13 protein-coding genes and 1 other RNA gene are annotated in these 12,894 nt (G+C 57.7%); 8 read left to right on the top strand and 6 right to left on the bottom strand.

Annotation, left to right across the window (positions count from 1 at the left end; genetic code table 11):
* Positions 1–22 precede the first annotated feature (22 nt).
* The 5 genes from ACI7MX_RS02975 to ACI7MX_RS02955 all read right to left on the bottom strand — a co-directional run bounded on the left by ACI7MX_RS02975 (position 23) and on the right by ACI7MX_RS02955 (position 5,557).
* Entirely contained in the window at positions 23–1,024 is a 1,002-nt protein-coding gene (locus ACI7MX_RS02975; RefSeq protein WP_314485988.1) for an extracellular solute-binding protein, read from the bottom strand.
* A 129-nt stretch (positions 1,025–1,153) separates the two neighbouring features.
* Entirely contained in the window at positions 1,154–2,371 is a 1,218-nt protein-coding gene (locus ACI7MX_RS02970) for a 2-octaprenyl-3-methyl-6-methoxy-1,4-benzoquinol hydroxylase (protein ID WP_405585336.1), read from the bottom strand.
* 84 nt (positions 2,372–2,455) lie between these two features.
* Positions 2,456–3,643 (bottom strand): 2-octaprenyl-6-methoxyphenyl hydroxylase, encoded by a 1,188-nt coding sequence (gene ubiH, locus ACI7MX_RS02965; protein ID WP_405584742.1) that lies wholly within the window; start codon positions 3,641–3,643, stop codon positions 2,456–2,458.
* Positions 3,640–4,974, bottom strand: a complete 1,335-nt coding sequence (gene pepP, locus ACI7MX_RS02960; protein WP_405584739.1) for a Xaa-Pro aminopeptidase — start codon at positions 4,972–4,974, stop codon at positions 3,640–3,642. The genes ubiH and pepP overlap by 4 nt, the downstream gene beginning before the upstream one ends.
* A 28-nt stretch (positions 4,975–5,002) precedes the next feature.
* Positions 5,003–5,557 (bottom strand): YecA family protein, encoded by a 555-nt coding sequence (locus tag ACI7MX_RS02955; protein WP_405584735.1) that lies wholly within the window; start codon positions 5,555–5,557, stop codon positions 5,003–5,005.
* A 133-nt stretch (positions 5,558–5,690) separates the two neighbouring features.
* Between ACI7MX_RS02955 and ACI7MX_RS02950 the strand changes: the two genes are divergently transcribed.
* From ACI7MX_RS02950 to ACI7MX_RS02935, 4 genes are all read left to right on the top strand, one after another.
* A complete protein-coding gene (locus ACI7MX_RS02950; RefSeq protein ID WP_122785325.1) occupies positions 5,691–5,900 on the top strand; it encodes a TIGR02449 family protein in 210 nt (69 codons plus the stop codon).
* Positions 5,897–6,214 (top strand): cell division protein ZapA, encoded by a 318-nt coding sequence (locus tag ACI7MX_RS02945; protein WP_314485979.1) that lies wholly within the window; start codon positions 5,897–5,899, stop codon positions 6,212–6,214. Before ACI7MX_RS02950 ends, ACI7MX_RS02945 begins: the two co-directional genes overlap by 4 nt.
* Positions 6,215–6,245: 31 nt before the next feature.
* Positions 6,246–6,423: non-coding RNA, 6S RNA (ssrS, locus tag ACI7MX_RS02940), on the top strand.
* A gap of 87 nt (positions 6,424–6,510) precedes the next feature.
* The gene (locus tag ACI7MX_RS02935) at positions 6,511–7,110 is read left to right on the top strand and encodes a 5-formyltetrahydrofolate cyclo-ligase (RefSeq protein WP_314485977.1); all 600 of its coding nucleotides are present in this window, start codon (positions 6,511–6,513) and stop codon (positions 7,108–7,110) included.
* A gap of 46 nt (positions 7,111–7,156) precedes the next feature.
* Here the strand turns inward: ACI7MX_RS02935 and ACI7MX_RS02930 are convergent, their stop codons facing one another.
* Positions 7,157–7,306 carry a hypothetical protein gene (locus tag ACI7MX_RS02930; protein ID WP_314485975.1) on the bottom strand — a complete coding sequence of 50 codons (150 nt, stop codon included), beginning with the start codon at positions 7,304–7,306 and terminating at the stop codon, positions 7,157–7,159.
* A gap of 196 nt (positions 7,307–7,502) precedes the next feature.
* Here ACI7MX_RS02930 and ACI7MX_RS02925 point away from each other — a divergent pair, with 196 nt between their 5' ends.
* The 4 genes from ACI7MX_RS02925 to ACI7MX_RS02910 all read left to right on the top strand — a co-directional run bounded on the left by ACI7MX_RS02925 (position 7,503) and on the right by ACI7MX_RS02910 (position 12,882).
* Positions 7,503–7,955 carry an EVE domain-containing protein gene (locus ACI7MX_RS02925; protein WP_314485973.1) on the top strand — a complete coding sequence of 151 codons (453 nt, stop codon included), beginning with the start codon at positions 7,503–7,505 and terminating at the stop codon, positions 7,953–7,955.
* Between the two features lie 123 nt (positions 7,956–8,078).
* A complete protein-coding gene (locus tag ACI7MX_RS02920; protein ID WP_405584728.1) occupies positions 8,079–9,044 on the top strand; it encodes an HlyD family secretion protein in 966 nt (321 codons plus the stop codon).
* Positions 9,041–11,764, top strand: coding sequence for a ribosome-associated ATPase/putative transporter RbbA (rbbA, locus tag ACI7MX_RS02915; RefSeq protein ID WP_405584725.1), 2,724 nt, complete (start codon positions 9,041–9,043; stop codon positions 11,762–11,764). Before ACI7MX_RS02920 ends, rbbA begins: the two co-directional genes overlap by 4 nt.
* Positions 11,764–12,882: an ABC transporter permease gene (locus tag ACI7MX_RS02910; protein ID WP_314485970.1), complete on the top strand. Its 1,119-nt coding sequence runs from the start codon at positions 11,764–11,766 to the stop codon at positions 12,880–12,882. The genes rbbA and ACI7MX_RS02910 overlap by 1 nt, the downstream gene beginning before the upstream one ends.
* Positions 12,883–12,894 lie beyond the last annotated feature (12 nt).

Below are 12,894 nucleotides of genomic sequence, written 5' to 3'. Positions count from 1 at the left end.
CCTCCGGGAGAGGGGCTTTTCATCAATTCCAGCCCGCGCGATCCATCATGCGTATCGCTTCGGCCTGTCGCTTGCCTGCCACTTCAACCGGCAGCGCGTCAGCCTTGAAACTGCCCCAGCTGGCCACTTCAGCCGAAGGCTCAACCGCGGGGTTAGCCGGAAATTCCTGATTAGTACCGGCAAAAATCGCCTGCGCCTCTGGCGTAGTCATCCATTCCACCAGCGCCTTGGCAGCTTCAGGATGCGGGGCGTATTTGGTCAAACCGATCCCCGACAAGTTGACGTGCACGCCACGGTCCGCCTGATTTGGCCAGAACAGCTTCACACCCAGATCCGGCTTTTGCTTGTGCAGGCGGCCGTAGTAGTAGGTGTTGACGATGCCGACGTCGCATTGCCCGGCGTTGATGGCTTCAAGCACCGCGATGTCATCGGAGAACACGTCAGTGGACAGGTTATTGACCCAGCCCTTGAGAATTTCTTCGGTTTTCTGCGGGCCGTTCACTTCGATCATCGTGGCCGTGAGCGACTGGTTGTAGACCTTTTTAGCCGTGCGCAGACACAAGCGGCCTTCCCACTTCTTGTCGGCGAGCGCTTCGTAAGTCGACAACTCTTCTGGTTTCACCCGGTCTGTGGCATAGGCGATGGTGCGTGCACGCAGGCTCAGGCCTGTCCACTGGTGGGATGAGGAGCGGTACTGAGAAGGGATGTTTTTATCAATCACGTCGGACTTGAGCGGCTGCAAAATGCCCATTTGCTCAGCTTGCCAAAGGTTACCGGCGTCTACAGTGAGCAACAGGTCGGCGGTGGCGTTTTCACCCTCGGCCTTGATGCGCTGCATGAGTGGCGCTTCTTTATCGGTGATGAACTTGACCTTGACCCCGGTCTTGGCGGTGTAGGCATCAAAGACCGGCTTGATCAGCTCGTCGATACGCGAGGAATACACCACCACTTCATCGGCGGCAGACACACTGCTCGCAAAAACGGTAAGGGCCAGGGCAGTCAGTAGACGCTTGGGTGCCAGCATGGGAGGCGGTCTCTCGTGATGCGAATCGGGTGTAAATGGTAGTGAATCACATTTGCCATCTCAACCGAACTCGCCCTCGAGCCGTTACGAGATGTTACTAAAAAGGCATGAGCCCATTAAGCAACCTCTTCACGCCTTGGCCAACGGCGGCAAATCGCCGCTCAAGCCCAGCGCTTGGCGTACGAACAGCGCTTTCGCTTCAGGCATTTTATCGACCCACTTCAAACCGGTATTGCGCACCAGCCGCGCCGTCAGCGAATTGGACTGAAACAGTCGCTCAAAACCTTCCATCGCGGCCATCAGCGCCAAATTGTGCGGCATGCGGCGACGTTCATAACGGCTCAGTACCTGCACATCCGCCAGGCGTTCACCACGGTCCTGCGCATGCAACACCACATCGGCCAACACGGCGGCATCCAGAAAGCCCAGATTCACCCCCTGCCCGGCGAGCGGGTGAATGGTGTGCGCCGCATCGCCGATCAAGGCGAGGCCTTCGGCCACGTAGCGCTTGGCATGACGCTGGCGCAGGGGAACGCACACCCTTGGATCAGCGCTGAGCACAGCGCCCAGTCGCCCCTCAAAAGCGAATTCCAGCTCGCGGCAAAACGCCTCGTCATCCAGGGCCATCAACTGTTCGGCTTGTTCAGGCGTGGTCGACCAGACAATAGAACACCAGTCTTGCTCGCCTTCACGTTCCAATGGCAGGAATGCCAGTGGCCCGTTGTCAGTAAAACGCTGCCAGGCGGTTCGCTGATGCGCCTGCGCGCAGCGCACACTGGTCACGATGGCGTGATGCTGGTAATCCCACTCGCGGGTCTCGCAGCCCGTGAGGCGGCGCACAGCGGAGTTGGCACCATCGGCAGCAATGACCAGTGGCGCACGCAAGGTGCGGCCATCGGCCAACGTCAGCAGCCAGTCGTCACCCGAGCGGCGCATCTGCTCAAGTCGCGCATTGGCTAGCATTTCAATGTCAGCCCCCTGCAAACACTCCAGCAACGCGTCCTGCACCACGCGATTTTCGACAATATGCCCCAGCACCTCGGCATGCACACTGGCTGCCGAGAAGTGAATCTGCCCGGTGCCGCTGCCATCCCACACGTGCATGTGCGAGTACGGACTGACACGCCGCCCAGTAATGCCCTCCCACGCCCCCAAACGCTCAAGAATGCGTTGGCTGGCCGCCGATAATGCGCTCACGCGAGGCTCGAAAGGGTCTTGGGCCGTGAAGGGTTTAACGCTCAGGGGGCTGCCATCCAGCAACAGGATATTCAGCCCGCTGTTTTTGAGCGCCAGCGCCAAGGCGCTTCCGACCATTCCGGCCCCAACAATCAGCAAATCTGCGCGCATTTCCATGCTTTAAGCCTGTCTCGTGAGCGGCAACGGCCGCATCTGAAAAAAGGATTCGACCCGGCACAAGAGCGCCGGTCGTTATCAACTGTCTGCGCGAGTGCCCAGCCCCATGGCCTGACGGGCAAACCAGCGTTTGGCTGGCGGCATCAGGTCAAGGCCCAGCAAACCCAGGTTGCGGCCCAGCGATATCAACGTTTGATCGCTGCCAAACAAACGCGTCACTTGGTCCGAGAAACCAATGGTCAGTTGCTGATCAGGCGTCTGGTGCTGTTGATAGCTCAAGAGCGTCGCCAAATCTCCGGGCTTTTTGTCACTCGCCAACAGCACATCCGCTAAGGCCTGGGCATCGCGCAGCGACAGGTTAAAGCCCTGTCCCGCGATCGGGTGCAGGCTGTGAGCCGCATTCCCCAGCACCGCCAGATGCGGCCGGACCTGTTCTTCAGACTCGACCAGTGTCAGCGGGTACAAATGCCGCGCACCGACTTGTTTAAGCGTGCCCAGACGATAGCCGAACACGCCCTGCAATTCGCGCAAAAAGCTGCGCTCGTCCACATCAGCCAGACGTTTGGCATCCATTCCCAGACGCGTCCACACCAATGCGCAGCGATTGTCGGGCAAGGGCAACAAAGCCATCGGCCCTTCGTCGGTGAAGCGCTCAAACGCCATGCCTTCGTGGGGCTGACTGGGGGTGATGTTGGCAATGAGCGCGCTTTGGTCGTAAGGCCGCTTACGCACATGGATACCCAACTGTTCGCGCAACCCTGATCGTCCGCCATCAGCCAGTACCGCAAGGTCGCAGTCCAGCGATGTTTCGTCGTTGAGGGTCAAGCGGTAGCCCGTGTCCATCGGCTGCATGTGGATAACTTCTGCCGGACACCGCCAGCTGATCACTTCAGGGTCCAGACTTTTCCACAAACATTGACCCAGCCAGGCGTTTTCGACCACATAGCCCAACGCCGGAACACCTTCTTCACGAGCGGACAAACGAGCGGTGGAGAAGCGACCGCGATCAGAGACGTGAATATCCTTGATCGGCTCGGCACGCTCGGCAATCGCCGGCCACACGCCCATGCGCTCATAGATAAGGCGGGCACCATAGCTGAGTGCCGAAGAGCGGGCGTCATAACTCGGCTGGTAACTGTGGCCGGGCGCAAAAGGTTCAATCAGGACGATTTTCCAACCGCGCGCCTTCGCCCCGGCTTGCAACGCCAAGGCCAGGCTGGCACCGACCAGACCTCCACCAATGATTGCCAGACTGACACGGCTCATGCTGCGCTCGTCCGCGCAGAGGCCATCAAGGCTTCGATTTCAGCGACGGTTTTAGGCACGTCGCCCGTCAGAATTTCACAGCCATTTTTAGTGACCACTACGTCATCCTCGATGCGAACACCAATGCCGCGCCATTTTTTTGCGACGTGCATGTTAGAGGGGCTGATGTAGATACCCGGCTCAACCGTCAACGTCATACCGGGTTCCAGCACGCGCCATTCACCGCCGACCTTGTATTCGCCAACGTCATGCACATCAAGCCCCAGCCAGTGCCCGGCGCGGTGCATATAAAAGGATTTATAGGCTTCGCTGGCGATCAGCTCATCGACATCGCCCTGCAACAAACCGAGTTCAACCAGCCCCGCAGTGATGACCTGAACCGTGGCTTCGTGTGCCTGGTTCCAGTGTTTGTTGGGTGCAATCTCGGCAAAAGCGGCTTCTTGCGAGGCCAGCACCAGCTCATAGATGGCTTTTTGTTCCACCGAGAACTGGCCGCTGACAGGGAACGTACGGCTAATATCGCTGGCATAGCAGTCAATCTCACAGCCCGCATCAATCAACACCAGATCGCCGTCCTTGAGCAGGGCGTCATTCTCTTGGTAGTGAAGGATGCAGCTGTTATCGCCCGCAGCGACGATTGACCCATAGGCGGGCATTTTTGCCCCGCTTTTGCGAAATTCGTAATCGAGCTCTGCTTCAAGGCTGTACTCGTGCAAACCGGCCCGACTGGCCTGCATGGCACGGATGTGGGCACGGGCCGAGATCTGCGCAGCGTGGCGCATGACCTTGAGTTCAGACGCTGATTTATACAGCCGCATATCATGCAGCAGATGGTCCAGCGCGACGAACTCCTCCGGTGGCTGGGCCCCCAGGTCGGCCTTGGAGCGAATCGTATTGATCCATTCCATCAGGTGACGATCGAAGGGTGGGTTGCTACCCATCGCCGAATACACCCGGTCACGCCCTTCAATCAAGCCCGGCAGGATGTCGTCAATGTCAGCGATAGGGAACGCGTCATCTGCGCCAAAGTCGCGAATAGCGCCTTCTTGCCCCGCGCGCAGACCATCCCACAGCTCTCGCTCGGGGTTGCGCTCGCGACAAAAGAGCACGTATTGCCCGTGGGCACGACCGGGGATTAAGACGATCACCGCCTCAGGCTCGGGAAAACCGCTCAGGTATTGGAAATTGCTGTCCTGACGGTAAAGGTATTCGACATCACGATTGCGAATGGCCACTGGCGCAGCAGGCAATATCGCGATGCTGTTAGGCCCCATCTGCTCCATCAGTGCCTTGCGGCGACGTGTGTATTCCGATTTCGGGATATGGATCATGGGCAGACGGGTTCCCTCTGGCGATCAATCAGTGCAGTGAAGGCTTGGCAGCCGGCGCGTCGGTCTTTTTGGTTTCGGTAAACAGCAACAGCGGCGCGACACGCAGGTATTCCATCACTTCCATGTAGTCGGTTTCGCCGTCTTCGGACTCTTCCAGGGCGTCTTGCACCTGAGAAATAGCCGCCAGGTCGCGCAGCACTTCGCTGGCTTCATCGCTCATCGCATATTCGCGACGGGTCAGGCCGAAACCACTGAGGAAACCCCGGCACCACTCGCCCAGCGCTGCGGCCCGCTCGGGCAACGGTGCGTCGTCAGTTGGCAACAGCAATACGACGGTCATGTCGTCACTGGTCAGTTCACCTTTGACCATCTCTTGCAAACCGATCAAGGCATTGCGTACGTTGTCCTGCGGCTCGCCGGAAAGTAGCTCAGTGGCCTCAGCCAACCAGCTATTGTTATCAAAACCGGCGCCAGCACAACTGCGGCCCAATAAATGGCCGTGCAGTTCAGCAGGCGAGACGGAATGGCCGCTGGCAGTCAGCAGGGTTACAAAGGCTTGATACGGGGAATTCTGAATAGGCATGGTCAGCTAGGCGCCAAGCGGCGCTATGTCTAGAATGGAGGCCTTGTATCGTAGCATCGGCAGACGAGCCAGACCATCAAGGCGTCAATACGGTTGACTTTTACCCTCCATCAGAAAAACACAGTAGGACCTAATGGAAGACACTGACCTGCATGCACTGATGGCTAGACTTGAATTACTGATTGCGCGAGTCGAGCAACTTAACCGCCAAAACGGACTCTTAGTAGCTCAGGAAAAGACTTGGCGCGAGGAACGCGCGCACCTCATTGAAAAAAACGAAATCGCCCGACACAAGGTGGAATCGATGATTTCGCGCCTCAAAGCCCTGGAGCAAGACTCATGAGTTCAAGTAACAGCATCACCGTACAGATTCTCGATAAAGACTATTCGATCATGTGCCCCCAGGAAGAACGCAGCAATCTGGTGAGCGCCGCTCGGTATCTGGACGGTAAAATGCGCGAAATTCGCAGCAGTGGCAAAGTTATTGGGGCCGACCGTATCGCCGTGATGGCCGCGCTGAACATCACGCACGATCTGTTGCACAAACAGGAAGTCGCTGAAGTTCAGACCAACGGTTCCACCCGCGAACAGGTGCGCGATCTGCTCGAACGCGTCGATGTGGTGCTCGCCGCTGATCCGAACGAACGTCAAAGCTGATTCAAAAGGTTTCTTTGGGGTATACTCGCGCCACTCCCTGGAGTATTCGCCAGTTAGCGATGTCCCTGAGCCGATTCGCACTACCCTGGAGCTTGCACGTTGGGCCGGTGTGCATGTCCGCTAGACGGAAAGCCTTAAGGTCTACTGCAACTTCCACCTTGAACTTTCGGGTTCAAGGGCCAAGCCGACAGCGGTACGTCGGGGAGCCTGATTTATTAGCGCAGTGCCAGCTTCTTGCTGGCATTGGCTTTCACGGGTACACCGTCCGGTGACTCGACCTTGAATTGCACGCCACCATGACCGAACCGGTGACACGCCCGCAACTTCGCCGACAATTGCGCAAAGCGCGCCGCGAACTATCGCCCTGCGAGCAACGTCAGGCCGCGCGCGATCTGTATCGACAATTGGCGCAACACCCGCTGTTTCGCCGCGCCAAACACATTGCCCTGTACTTGCCAACAGACGGTGAAATCGACCCGCGGTTGCTGCTCAAAGAAGCTCAACGGCGGGGCAAGGTCACCTACCTGCCGGTGCTTAGCGCGTGGCCTAAAACCAAGATGGTGTTTCAGCGCATCGCTCCGGGCGAGAAACTTATGCCCAACCGTTTCCGCATTCTTGAACCGTTTATCAATCGCGCACGTCAACGCAAGGTCTGGGCACTCGACCTGGTGCTGTTGCCACTGGTTGGGTTTGATGCGACAGGTGGGCGGCTGGGCATGGGCGGCGGCTTTTATGACCGCAGCCTGGCGTATCTGGCGCGACGTCAATGCTGGCGCAAGCCAACGTTACTGGGGCTGGCCCATGAATGCCAAAAAGTACCGACACTGGCCCAAGCCAGCTGGGATGTGCCATTACAGGGCACCGTCTCGGACAGTCGTTGGTACGTCGCCCACTGACAGCCAGGGCATCACTGAAAAAAGCGATACCCGAACCGGAAGGTGCTTAGCGTTTAAACGGTGGGACTTGCTGTTGCGCCAGTTCAATCGGCGCGTCGATCGAGTTAGACCAGAGGCTTTGCGCATAACCGGTTGTAACCACGCCCAAACCGAACAAAATAACCAACATCCACAGTAAATCCGGTTTGCGTTTCATTGATTGCCCCCCTTCAGGCACATCAATACGATGACAGCAACGGTTTTTGTTATAGGCCGTGCAGCAGCGTCAAGCTTAAAATCCCGGCATTCTGAGGCAACACGACAGGACACGCAAATGCTGACGTCAACCGACTGTCGGTTTGCAAACCGCTTGCCAGACAATATGACCACGCAGCATTTAAGGAGCCGCAAAAATGGCCTATTGGTTGATGAAATCCGAGCCGGACGAGTTCTCGATCAAAGATTTGCAGAAGCTGGGCGAGGCCCGTTGGGACGGTGTTCGTAACTATCAAGCACGCAACTTCATCCGCTCCATGGCCGTCGGTGACGAATTCTTTTTCTATCACTCCAGTTGCCCACAACCCGGGATTGCCGGTGTGGGGCGAATTGTTCAGGCGGCCTACCCGGACCCTACTGCGCTTGATCCACAAAGCCACTACTTCGACCCCAAAGCAACCCCCGAGAAAAACCCGTGGAGCGCCCTGCAAGTGGCCCACGTACAGACCTTCCCCAAGGTCATCACGCTTGACTACCTGAAACAACAAACTGCACTGGCCGAGATGCCACTGGTTCAAAAAGGTAGCCGTCTTTCTGTGATGCCCGTGACACCCGAGCAATGGGCGGCTATCGCAGTGCTGCACGCTTGAAGCTGAAAACTTACCGCCGACCGCTCAAATGCCGTCTAAGCTCTCGACTTCCTTTGATTGGAATCAAGGTCCATCGGACTTGAAATCGTCAAACTAGAGCGCTCAGTGACACAGGATGTCGGCATGTCCACTAATAACCGTATCTCCCATTACTTTGTTATTCCGTTGGCAATTTTGCTGATCGCAGCAGGCGGATTCGGTTACTGGAAGTCCCAACATGATCGCCTCCCCGAAGGCATCGCCATGGGCAACGGTCGGCTCGAATCCACCGAAGTGCAAATCGCCGCAAAAATCCCGGGCCGTCTGGCCGAAGTACTGGTAGACGAAGGCGACCACGTCACCAAAGGCCAGCTGCTGGCACGCATGGACACGCGCACGCTGGAAGCCTCCCGCGCACAGGCACAAGCAGAAGTACAAAGGGCCCGTGAAACCCTGGCGGCCAACGAAGCCAACGTCAAACTGCGCCAGAGCGAAAAACTGCTCGCCAGTCAGGAACTCAAACGCATTAGCCAACTGGCCCAGCGCGGGTTTGCCAGCGGTCAACAGCTTGATCAACTACAGGCGAAATTCAGTACCAGCAACTCCGCCGTCTCTGCTGCGCAAGCCCAAGTCGCCGCCGCCCGTGCCGCCATCGTTTCCAGCGAAGCGCAGGTGGCGCAACTGACCAGCGAAATAGAAGACAGTAGCCTGCGTGCGCCTATCAACGGGATCATTCAGTTGCGCCTGGCTGAGCCGGGTGAGGTGCTCGGTTCGGGTGGCCGCGTCTTCATGATGATTGACCCCAGCGATCAGTACATGAACCTCTACTTGCCCGCCGCCGTGGTCGGCAAACTCACCGTCGGTGGTGAAGCCCGTATCGTCCTTGATGCGCTGCCCGATCAGCCGCTGCCGGCAAAGGTTTCGTTTGTCGCCGACAAATCGCAATTCACACCTAAAGAGGTCGAAACACGCGATGAGCGGCAAAAACTGGTGTTCCGCGTCAAACTGCGCCTGACCAATCCCGGCGCCGTACCGCAAGCCAAACCCGGCATGCCAGGGGCAGGTTATGTGCGAACTGCTGACGTAGACTGGCCGGCCAATCTGCAATGACCGCCCCGGCGATCAACGCCAGTGGCATCAGCCACCGGTATGGCAAACAACAGGCGCTAGCGCAGGTCACCTTCAGCCTGCCTAAAGGCACGCGCTGCGGATTGATCGGCCCCGATGGCGCTGGCAAATCGAGTCTGCTCGGGCTGATTGCCGGGGTCAAAAAGCTTCAGCAGGGTGCGCTGGAGGTACTGGGCGGCCCTATCGATGATCGTCGCCATCGCAACACGCTCTATCCGTTGATTGCCTTTATGCCCCAAGGGCTGGGCGGCAACCTGTATCCGGAACTGTCGATCAGCGAAAACATTCGCTTTTTCGGCACTTTGTTCGGCCTGTCAAAAGACGAATGTGAACAGCGCATGGCGCAGTTGCTTAAAGCCACTGACCTTGAGCGCTTTGCCGAACGTCCGGCGGGCAAACTATCGGGCGGGATGAAGCAAAAACTCGGCCTGTGTTGCGCCTTGATCCATGAACCCGACCTGCTGATCCTCGACGAACCCACCACCGGCGTAGATCCGCTGTCACGCCGTCGTTTCTGGGAGTTGGTCAACGATGTACGCAGCCAGCGACCCCAGTTGACGCTGCTGGTGGCCACCGCCTACATGGAAGAGGCTGAACAATTCGAGCATTGCCTGATGCTTGATCGGGGCACCTTGATTGCTACCGGATTGACTCAGGATTTGGCCGCCGTTTCACCCACCGGCAAACTCGATGAAGCCTTCACTCATTTTCAGGGGGACAGCGGTCACAACAATGAACCGCTGGTGATACCGCCGCGCGCCAATGACAACAGCGATATCGCGATTGAAGCGCACGACCTGACCCTTAAATTCGGTGATTTCACGGCCGTGAACAACGTCAGCTTTGCCATTGGCCGTGGTGAAATATTCGGCTTTCTCGGCTCAAACGGCTGTGGCAAAACCTCCACCATGAAAGTGCTCACGGGGCTGGTTCCCGCCACTGAAGGCAGCGCCGAACTGTTGGGCAACCCGGTGAACGCCAGCGACTTGGCCACACGTAAACGCGTGGGCTTTATGTCGCAGAATTTTTCGCTGTATGGCGAACTGAGCGTGCGCCAAAACCTGGTGCTGCATGCCCAACTGTTTGACATGGCCAAAGACGACAGTCGAGCGCGCATCGAAGAACTGATTGAACGCTTCGACCTCGGCGATGTGGCCGAGCAGCAATCCGGCGAGCTGCCTCTGGGGCTACGTCAACGTTTGTCACTGGCGGTGGCGGTGTTGCATCGTCCTGAGGTGTTGATCCTTGATGAACCGACTTCCGGGGTCGACCCGGCCGCACGCGATGACTTCTGGCGCTTGCTGATCGAGTTGTCGCGTGATCAAGGGGTGACAATATTCTTGTCGACTCACTTTATGAACGAAGCCCAACGCTGTGATCGCATCTCGCTGATGCACGCAGGCAAGGTACTCGCGTGTGATACACCGGCCGCCTTACAGCAGCAGTTCCAGGGCGATACTCTGGAAGCCGCTTTTGTCACCTGCCTTGAGCAAGCGCAAAACGAACAAACTCCCACGCCTGCCGAAACCGCAGCCAGCTCCGTGGTAAACACACCACCGCCGCCTAGCAAAAGCGGTTTTAGCCTCACGCGTTTGTTTGCGGTGGCCAGCCGCGAAACCAAAGAGCTGTTACGCGACAAGGTGCGTATGGCGTTCGCCTTGCTAGGTGCCGTTTTCATGATGGTGATCTTCGGCTACGGCATTTCGCTGGATGTGGAAAACCTCGCGTTTGCCGTTTACGATCAGGATCAAAGCCCGCAAAGCCGTGCCTACCTCGAAGCCTTTCGTGGCTCGCGCTATTTTGAAGAACACGCGCCGATCCACAGCGCCGAAGAACTACACGAACGTCTGCAACGCTCGGAAATCAAAATCGCGCTGGAGATCCCTCCAGGCTTTGGCCGGGATCTTTACGCCGGTCGCCAGCCTACTGTTGCCGCGTGGCTCGATGGCGGCATGCCATTTCGCGCAGAGACCAGTCGCAGTTACATTCAGGCCGTGCACCAAGCCAACCTTGAGCAGTTGGCCGCCCTGAGCAGTCTGGCGCAAAACAAACAGGCGGCGGCAAAGCTCGAAACCCGGTTTCGCTACAATCAGGACGTCATCAGCGTCAACGCCATCGGTCCCGGTGTGATGGCACTTATTCTCGCCTTTATCCCGGCGATGCTCACAGCACTCGGCATCGTGCGCGAAAAAGAGCTGGGGTCGATTACTAACTTCTACGCCACTCCCCTCACGCGTCTTGAGTTCCTGCTGGGCAAACAGGCGCCCTATCTGGCAGTTAGCCTGGTCAATCTGGCATTGCTGGTGGCCATGAATCGATGGCTGTTTGGCGTTCCGTTTAAAGGCAGCGGCCTCACTCTGGCGCTTGGTGGCCTGTTGTATGTCCTGTCGACCACCAGCATGGGTCTGTTGATTTCCGCGTTCACCCGCACCCAAATTGCAGCCATCCTGGGGACCATGATCATCACCAGTCTGCCCACCATTCAGTTTTCCGGATTGCTGGTGCCGCGCTCCTCGCTGGAGGGTGCATCGGCCATGATGGGCATGCTGTTCCCGGCCGGGCACTTCCTCGATATCGCGGTGGGGACCTTCACCAAAGCACTTGATCTTCGCCAGCTATGGCCACAATGCCTGGCGTTGTTCGGCTTTTTTGTCGCCTTTACCGGGCTGAGTCTGATCATGCTTAAGAAACAGGAGGTTTGATGCACAAGCTCTCACACATCCTGCGACTGGGCCTCAAAGAGTTCACCAGCCTGCGGCACGACAACGTCCTGCTGCTGTTTTTGCTTTATGCCTTTACCGTAGCGATCTATATGCCGGCATCGAGCTCTATCATTGGCGTGCACAACGCCAGTGTTGGCTTCATTGATGAAGACCACAGCACCCTGTCGCGCAAACTCAGCGAGTCGCTGCTGCCTCCAGAATTCAAGACACCGCAAGCCTTGCCCTATGACCAGTTTGATCAGGCGATGGATAACGGCCAATACACGTTTGTGATCAATGTGCCTGCCAATTTTCAGGCTGACCTGCTGGCGGGTCGCGAACCCAGTGTGCAGGTCAACGTCGACGCAACCGCCATGAGTCAGGCTTTTATGGGCGCAGGTTACATCGGCCAGATTTTCCAGCGAGCACTGCTTGATTACGCAGGCCAAAGTGACGCCGCTGCAAATACCCCCGCGCGGATTTCAACCCGCGCACTGTTCAACTCCAATTTGGAAGGCGGATGGTTTTTGGCGGTGATCCAGATCGTCAACAACATCACCATACTGGCGATCGTGTTGACCGGTACTGCGCTGTTGCGCGAGCGTGAACACGGCACCCTCGACCACTTGCTGGTACTGCCGCTGACGGCACTGGAAATCATGCTGGCGAAAATATGGAGCAACATGCTGGTTGTAGTGGTGTGCACCTGGATATCGCTGGAGGTCATCGTGAAATGGGCGCTGGGCATACCGTTGGCCGGATCGATGGCGTTGTTCTTGCTGGTAACGGCGCTGTACCTGTTCGCCAGTACGGCGCTGGGGATATTCCTCGCCACATTGGCCCGCTCTACGCCGCAGTTCGGCTTGCTGGCGATCCCGGTGGTCATCCCGATGCTGCTGTTATCAGGCGGCAGCACACCGCTGGACAGCATGCCTGAGTGGTTGCAATGGGTAATGCAGTGCTCACCCTCGACCCACTTTGTCAGCTTGAGCGCCGCCATACTGTTCCGCGGTGCGGCGGTTGAGGTGGTGTGGCCGGACTTATTGGCACTGATCGCCATTGGCCTGGTGTTTTTCGCCATTGCGCTGGCGCGTTTCCGTAAGAGCCTGGCGTCCTAGGCACGAGGCAGC

Source organism: Pseudomonas sp. 2024-210, assembly GCF_045062345.1.
Lineage (GTDB): Bacteria > Pseudomonadota > Gammaproteobacteria > Pseudomonadales > Pseudomonadaceae > Aquipseudomonas.
The sequence above is the reverse complement of the archived record's forward strand: the minus strand, read 5'-3'. Positions and strand labels throughout refer to the sequence as shown.

Bases quoted from the DNA above. Each gene is read 5' to 3' on its own strand.
- ACI7MX_RS02975 (WP_314485988.1), bottom strand. From the start codon at position 1,024: ATGCTGGCACCCAAGCGTCTACTGACTGCCCTGGCCCTTACCGTTTTT.
- ACI7MX_RS02970 (WP_405585336.1), bottom strand. From the start codon at position 2,371: ATGCGCGCAGATTTGCTGATTGTTGGGGCCGGAATGGTCGGAAGCGCC.
- ubiH (WP_405584742.1), bottom strand. From the start codon at position 3,643: ATGAGCCGTGTCAGTCTGGCAATCATTGGTGGAGGTCTGGTCGGTGCC.
- pepP (WP_405584739.1), bottom strand. From the start codon at position 4,974: ATGATCCATATCCCGAAATCGGAATACACACGTCGCCGCAAGGCACTG.
- ACI7MX_RS02955 (WP_405584735.1), bottom strand. From the start codon at position 5,557: ATGCCTATTCAGAATTCCCCGTATCAAGCCTTTGTAACCCTGCTGACT.
- ACI7MX_RS02950 (WP_122785325.1), top strand. From the start codon at position 5,691: ATGGAAGACACTGACCTGCATGCACTGATGGCTAGACTTGAATTACTG.
- ACI7MX_RS02945 (WP_314485979.1), top strand. From the start codon at position 5,897: ATGAGTTCAAGTAACAGCATCACCGTACAGATTCTCGATAAAGACTAT.
- ACI7MX_RS02935 (WP_314485977.1), top strand. From the start codon at position 6,511: ATGACCGAACCGGTGACACGCCCGCAACTTCGCCGACAATTGCGCAAA.
- ACI7MX_RS02930 (WP_314485975.1), bottom strand. From the start codon at position 7,306: ATGAAACGCAAACCGGATTTACTGTGGATGTTGGTTATTTTGTTCGGT.
- ACI7MX_RS02925 (WP_314485973.1), top strand. From the start codon at position 7,503: ATGGCCTATTGGTTGATGAAATCCGAGCCGGACGAGTTCTCGATCAAA.
- ACI7MX_RS02920 (WP_405584728.1), top strand. From the start codon at position 8,079: ATGTCCACTAATAACCGTATCTCCCATTACTTTGTTATTCCGTTGGCA.
- rbbA (WP_405584725.1), top strand. From the start codon at position 9,041: ATGACCGCCCCGGCGATCAACGCCAGTGGCATCAGCCACCGGTATGGC.
- ACI7MX_RS02910 (WP_314485970.1), top strand. From the start codon at position 11,764: ATGCACAAGCTCTCACACATCCTGCGACTGGGCCTCAAAGAGTTCACC.